The sequence below is a fragment of the Streptomyces sp. NPDC006510 genome (genome assembly GCF_040611955.1).
GTDB lineage: Bacteria > Actinomycetota > Actinomycetes > Streptomycetales > Streptomycetaceae > Streptomyces.
The window spans coordinates 1-4,440 of sequence record NZ_JBEXPH010000355.1; the positions used below are offsets into that span (position 1 = coordinate 1).

Consider the following 4,440-nt stretch of genomic DNA (forward strand, 5'->3'; position numbering starts at 1 on the left):
TAGGAATAGTAAGTTATGGAGGGGTTGGCTGTCAGACTATGGGGTGGCTGGACTGCTGGGCCGGTCCACCAGTCGCACTGCCGCATCCGGGACGGGGCGATGTCCGGACCGGGGAGCCTGGTCTTGATGGCACGGGCCGCGCCGCCGACCAGCTCGCGCAGCGAATCGACCGCGACGACGTGTCCGAGGCGGTACTCCTCGGGTACGGCGTCGACCAGTTCACGGCGGTAGTCGACCACCAGGATGCGGGCCTCGGCCGCGGTGTACCGGGCGGTGATGGAACGGACCAGCAGGCGCAGCAGATTGGTCCTGCCGCTCTCGCTGTCCCCGATGCCGATCAGGTGCGGGGTGCGGCCGAAGTCGTGCCAGACCGGCGAGAGGGTCTCCTCGTCCAGGCCGATCGGGACGCGCAGCCCCTCGGTGCGCTCGGGCTCCGGGAGTTCCGCGGCCGGGAGGCGGTGCGGCAGCATCCGTACCGGCGGGGCCGGCGGGCCCTGCCAGTGTTCGGCGATCCGGCCCACCAGGTCGGCGACGCCCTCGGCGAGGTCGTCGGCGCTGTCGCGCCCGTCGATGCGGGGCAGCGCGGTCAGGAAGTGGAGCTTGCCCTCCATGGTCAGGCCGCGTCCGGCGCCGCGCGGCACGGTGGCCGCCTTGCGGATGTCGATCATCGAGTCCATCGGGTCGCCGAGCTTGAGTTCCAGACGGGTCAGGGCCTGGTCACGGACCTGGGCGGGGAGCTCGATCCAGCGGGCGGTGGTGACGACGATGTGTACGCCGTAGTTGAGGCCGCGGGCGGCAATCTGGTGGAAGGTGGGGATCAGCGAGTCGAAGTCCTGCTTGACCGTGGCCCAGCCGTCGACGACCAGGAAGACGTCGCCGTGGGGTTCGTCGGGGAACTCTCCGGCGGCCCGGCGGCGCCGGTAGGAGGCCATCGAGTCGATGCCGCGGTCCTGGAAGAACTGCTCGCGTTCGTTGAGCACGGCGGTGACCTCGGCCACCGTACGGCTGATCCGTTCGGTGTCGAGCCGCCCGGCGACACCGCCGACGTGCGGCAGCCCGGACAGCGCGGAGAGTGCGCCGCCGCCGAAGTCCAGGCAGTAGAACTGCACTTCGCGCGGGGTGTGGGTGAGGGCGAGCGCGCTGATCAGGGTCCGTACGACGGTCGACTTGCCGCTCTGCGAACCGCCCGCGATCGCGACATGGCCGCCGGAGGCGGAGAGGTCCACCGTCAGCGGGTCGCGGCGCTGCTCGAACGGCATGTCCACGAGTCCCAGGGGCACCTTGAGCATGCCCGGCCCCGATGTTCCCGCCGGGGTGAGGCCGCGTTCCGGGTCGGGCTCGGGCGACGGCAGCAGCAGGTCGAGCGCGGGCGGCAGGTCCAGCGGCGGCAGCCACACCTGGTGGGCGGCCGGTCCGGAGTCGCGCAGCCGTTCCAGGGCGACGGAGAGCAGTGTGTCGCCGGTGCCGGACTCCTCGGGTGAGGCGGCGGGTTCCGGGTCGGGGGTGCGGGCGGGGGCCCGCGGAACGACCCAGTCGGTGGTCCAGGGCATCACCTGGCTGGCGACCCTGGCCTGGACGGCGGCGCCGCGCCGCTTGCGGTACGGGCCGGAGACGTAGGCCGCCCGGAACCGGGTCAGCGCCTCGACGCCGCTCTTGAGGAAGCCGCTGCCGGGCTGGGAAGGCAGCTGGTAGGCGTCGGGGACGCCGAGCACACCGCGCGACTCCATGGCGGAGAAGGTGCGCAGTCCCACCCGGTAGGAGAGGTGGCTCTCCAGCTGATGCATGCGGCCTTCGTCCAGGCGCTGGGAGGCGAGCAGCAGATGGACGCCGAGTGAACGGCCGAGCCGCCCGATCATCACGAAGAGGTCCATGAACTCGCGGTGCGCGGAGAGCAGTTCGCTGAACTCGTCGACTACGACGAAGAGGCTCGGCAGCGGTTCGAGGTCGGCCCCGGCCGCGCGGGCCTTCTCGTACTCCAGCGCGGAAGTGTGGTTGCCGGCGCTGCGCAACAGCTCCTGGCGACGGATGAGTTCACCGTGCAGGGCGTCCTGCATGCGCTCCACGAGGGCGACTTCGTCGGCCAGGTTCGTGATCACCGCGGAGGTGTGCGGGAGTTCGTCGAGACCGAGGAAGGTGGCACCGCCCTTGAAGTCCACCAGGATGAAGTTGAGTGTTTCGGAAGAGTTCGTGAGCGCGAGGCCGAGCACCAGGGTGCGCAGCAGCTCGCTCTTGCCGGATCCGGTGGCGCCGATCAGCATGCCGTGTGGGCCCATCCCGCCCTGCGCGGACTCCTTGATGTCCAGCTCCACCGGGATTCCGTCGGCGCCGACCGCGACCGGGACGCGCAGCCGCGCCGAGCCGGTGGAGCGTTCCCAGAGGGTGGCAGGCTCGTGCCGGTACAGGTCGGGAATGCCCAGCAGGGCGGTGAGTTCGACATCGGTGTCCAGCGGCTGCGCGGCGTCCGACGACAGGCTCATCCGGTACGGCGCGAGCAGTCTGGCCAGTGCTTCGGCGGAGCCGGGGCCCATGGCGTCGGGGCGGCCGAGGAGGGTGGTCTGCTCCTTGCGGCTGCGGTCGGTGCGGACAAGATGCAGGCTGTCCGGCTGGACGTCGAGGCGCAGCGTGGTGCGCCCGGGACGCCAGCTGAGGGCGCCGGACAGGTCGAGCACGACGGCGTTGCGCAGGCCGGGTCCGTCCAGCCGGTGGCCGGCGGGCACGGTGGTCCCGTCGACGACGATCACGGTGAAGGGTTCGTCGCGGCCGGGTACGGCCTCGGGGTCGAAGACCGGGCGCTCTGAGAATTCGGCGCCGAGCAGCTCCTCCAGGTCACGGAAGGTGGACGCGACCAGCCTGGAGGGGCCCGCGCCGTCCTGCTCCTGGGCGTGCTGGCTGTGCGGGAGCCACTTGACCCACTCCCATTCGGCGCGCTTCTCGTCGGCGACGCAGAGGGCGATCCAGAGCTCCTCCGGCGGGTGGAAGAAGGCGAGCTGGGACAGGACCGCGCGGACGGTGTCCCGGACGGCCCGGTCGTCGCCGCGGAACAGGATCCGGGTCCAGGAACGCAGATAGAGGCCGGTGGGCTGGTCGGGAACGACTCCGTACGCCTTGATGAAGCGGCGCAGCGCGTGGGCGCAGAGCGGTTCGAGGTCCTCGACCGGTTTGGTCGCCGTCGGGGTGAGGCGCAGCGCGAGCTGCTGGTCGCCGACGGCTATCCGCACCTCGGCGAAGTCGTCGTCGGAGACCCGGCGTTCCCAGAGCCGGGTGGAGCGCACCATGGTGCGCAGCACCTTGGGTTCGGGGTGCCGCCAGGCGAGGGCCTCCTGCTGGTCGCTGACCGCCTCGTGGACGCTGCGCCGGATCTGGGACAGATAGCGCAGGTAGTCGCGGCGTTCGCCGCGGAGCCGCTGCTTGCGCTCGCCGCCCTTGCGCATCATCTGGCCGACGAGCATGGCGGCCGAGGCGGTGACCATCATGCCGAGTGCCAGGTACGTGAACACACTGCTGCCGCCGCCCGGACGCATGAACATCAGCATCATCGACACCGACATCATGGCCATCGGCAGATAGGTCCAGATCGCCGAGGAGTCAGGAACCGTCTCCGGCAGGGTCGGTGGCTCCTGGAGGTTCAGCTCTCCTTCGGGCATGTCCGGGCCGCGACGGCGGGCTGGGCGGCGGAAGAGGACCACACTCAACGAACAGACTCCTTCGACGACGGCGACGGATGGCCGCGTACAGCGGCGGACCGCCCGCCGTGACGGGTGGACCGGACCGGTATGGGCGCACGGGAGTGCCGACAGGCGCACAAGCCGGACGGTTCCGGACCAACAGGTACGCGGAACAGGTCCGTTGACGACGGTCCGGATGATGATCAGTAGTCTGCATCCGATCACCAAGCGCGTCCACGTCGCATCCGACAAGTCCCCGAGAACGCGAGCCCTGACCTTGACCGACAGCTCCGTGGCGGGCCTGTGCCGCCTCACCATACGTGCCCCCGAAAAGACCATCGACCTTGCGGTGCCCGCCGATGTTCCGGTGGCCGATCTCCTTCCCACCGTGCTGCGTTACGCGGGTGCGGAACTGGAGGAGAACGGTCTGGACCACAGCGGCTGGGTGCTGCAACGGCTGGGTGGCCCGGCCCTGGACGACGAGGGAACCCTGGAGACCCTCGGCCTCAAGGACGGCGAGGTGCTGTATCTGCGCCCGCACACCGACGCCCTGCCCGAGGTGCGGCTGGACGACCTGGTCGACGGCATCGCCAGTGTGGTGCGCGACCGGCTGCACGGCTGGACCGCCGACTCCAGCAGGCGGCTGCTGCGCGCCCTGTGCGTGCTGACGCTGCTGGCCGGACTCGCCCTGCTGGCCTGGCCGGGGGGTCAGGTCGGCGTGCGTGCCGCCGGGGCGGGCGCGGTGGGGGCGCTGTTGCTGGCCGGGGCCGCCTCG

The 4,440-nt window shown here is 70.9% G+C and carries 2 protein-coding genes; one reads left to right on the forward strand and one right to left on the reverse strand.

What is annotated here, in order from left to right; translation table 11 throughout:
• Positions 1 to 3,644, reverse strand: a 3,644-nt coding sequence (gene eccCa / locus ABZY11_RS43080) for a type VII secretion protein EccCa (RefSeq protein ID WP_356484402.1), incomplete at its 3' end; no start/stop codon positions are given.
• A 298-nt stretch (positions 3,645 to 3,942) separates the two neighbouring features.
• Between eccCa and eccD the strand changes: the two genes are divergently transcribed.
• Positions 3,943 to 4,440 (forward strand): type VII secretion integral membrane protein EccD (gene eccD, locus ABZY11_RS43085; protein ID WP_356484403.1); only part of this gene is annotated, 498 nt, incomplete at its 3' end.